Origin of the sequence: Streptomyces adustus (assembly GCF_009377175.1) — a bacterium.
Taxonomy (GTDB): domain Bacteria; phylum Actinomycetota; class Actinomycetes; order Streptomycetales; family Streptomycetaceae; genus Streptomyces; species Streptomyces adustus.
The window spans coordinates 1-1,831 of record NZ_VJZD01000521.1 but is presented as its reverse complement, the minus strand read 5'-3'; the positions used below and the strand labels follow the sequence as shown (position 1 = coordinate 1,831).

Genomic DNA, 1,831 nt, shown 5'->3' with positions numbered 1-1,831 from the left:
CCCCCCGCCCCGTCGCCCTCGCGCTACGAGGACGCCGAGTCCTCCTCCGGTCAGTACGAGGGATACGGCCGCCACCGCGCCGAACCGTCCGCGCCGCCGCAGGGCGACCAGCGTTCCCACCAGCGCGGCGAGCAGATGCCCACCGCCCGCCCGGCCTACCCGTCCGAGTACCAGCGCCCCGAGCCCGGGGCCTGGCCGCGCCCGGCGCAGGACGAGTACAGCTGGCACCAGCAGCGCCTCGGCTTCCCCGAGCGCGACCCGTACGCCTCGCCGTCGCGTGACGCCTACGGCTCCCCGCAGGACTCGTACGGCTCCACGGGTCCGGACTCCTACGGCTCGTCCGCCCAGGACTCCTACGGCGCCAAGGGCCCGGACTCCTACGGCCCGCCGTCGGACTACCGCCCGCAGCCCATGGACCGGCCGCCCTACGACCAGCAGCGCTCCGACTACGAGTCGTCACGCGCGGACTACGACCAGCGCGACCCGGCCCGCCGCGACCTGCCCGAGCCGCCCGCCGGCTCCGGGGGGACGCACCGCGGCGGCCCGGCCGGCGTCGGCCAGTCCAGCGCCGGCGCGCCCGGCCCGCTGGCGGCGAAGCCCGCGCCGGCGGCCGGACCGGGTGAGCCCACCGCGCGGCTGAACCCGAAGTACCTCTTCGACACCTTCGTCATCGGCGCCTCGAACCGGTTCGCCCACGCGGCCGCCGTCGCCGTCGCCGAGGCACCCGCGAAGGCCTACAACCCCCTGTTCATCTACGGGGAGTCGGGCCTCGGCAAGACCCACCTGCTGCACGCGATCGGACACTACGCGCGCAGCCTGTATCCCGGCACCCGCGTGCGGTACGTGAGCTCCGAGGAGTTCACCAACGAGTTCATCAACTCCATCCGCGACGGCAAGGGCGACAGCTTCCGCAAGCGCTACCGCGAGATGGACATCCTGCTCGTCGACGACATCCAGTTCCTCGCGGACAAGGAGTCGACGCAGGAGGAGTTCTTCCACACCTTCAACACGCTCCACAACGCCAACAAGCAGATCGTGCTCTCCAGCGACCGGCCGCCCAAGCAGCTGGTGACGCTGGAGGACCGGCTGCGGAACCGTTTCGAGTGGGGGCTGATCACCGACGTCCAGCCGCCCGAGCTGGAGACGCGGATCGCGATCCTGCGCAAGAAGGCGGTGCAGGAGCAGCTCAACGCCCCGCCGGAGGTGCTGGAGTTCATCGCCTCGCGGATCTCGCGCAACATCCGCGAGCTGGAGGGCGCGCTGATCCGGGTGACGGCGTTCGCCTCGCTCAACCGGCAGCCGGTGGACCTGGGCCTGACGGAGATCGTCCTCAAGGACCTCATCCCCGGCGGCGAGGACTCGGCTCCCGAGATCACCTCGACGGCCATCATGGGTGCCACCGCCGACTACTTCGGGCTGACGGTGGAGGACCTGTGCGGCACCTCGCGCGGCCGCGCGCTGGTGACGGCCCGGCAGATCGCCATGTACCTGTGCCGTGAGCTGACGGACCTCTCCCTGCCGAAGATCGGGGCGCTGTTCGGCGGTCGTGACCACACGACGGTGATGCACGCCGACCGCAAGATCCGCAATCTGATGGCCGAGCGGCGCTCCATCTACAACCAGGTGACGGAGCTGACCAACCGCATCAAGAACGGCTGACAGGACGGGCCCCAGGGCCGCCGCCGACGCGCCGAGGGCGCCTCCGGGAACAGATCCCGGAGGCGCCCTCCGCCGTTCCCGGGGTCCGCTCAACGGCCCGCCCGGCAGGGGCCGTGGGTCCGCCGGTCAGGGTCCGTGGGTCCGCCGAGCCCGGGTCCGTGGGTCCCCCGAC

The 1,831-nt window shown here is 72.1% G+C and carries 1 protein-coding gene; it reads left to right on the top strand.

All coding sequences use genetic code 11. The features are described 5' to 3' along the window. On the top strand, window positions 1-1,659 hold a 1,659-nt coding region (gene dnaA / locus FNH09_RS46275), incomplete at its 5' end, for a chromosomal replication initiator protein DnaA (RefSeq protein WP_152895859.1). Window positions 1,660-1,831 lie beyond the last annotated feature (172 nt).